The sequence below is a fragment of the Desulfocurvus sp. DL1XJH-121 genome (genome assembly GCF_054819825.1).
On record NZ_JBTVWW010000110.1, the window covers coordinates 1 to 266 of the forward strand.

A 266-nucleotide genomic window follows, 5' to 3' on the forward strand; every position below is an offset into this window, starting at 1 on the left:
GAAGGTGTTTTCGAACTGGCCGTACATCGCCTTCTGCAGGTTATCGAAGTTCTTGTCCTGCGAGCGCTTTTCAAATTCCCCGCCGAGGATCTCTTCCCAGTTCGGGCCGCTTTCGATCTTGTTCATGCGCTGGCCGGTGATCACCGAGCGCGGGCGCGCCACCGGCTGGTGTTTGCCCTGTTTGGCGGTGTGCAGATGCTGGTAGTCGTAATCGAACGGCTCGTAGTAGTCGTCCAGCGCCGGCACGTCCGGGTTGGCGAAGATTT

At 59.0% G+C, this 266-nt stretch carries 1 pseudogene; it reads right to left on the bottom strand.

Annotation, left to right across the window (positions count from 1 at the left end):
• Positions 1-266 (bottom strand): annotated as a pseudogene (gene narH / locus ACYYG1_RS17515) (nitrate reductase subunit beta); the annotation flags it as partial.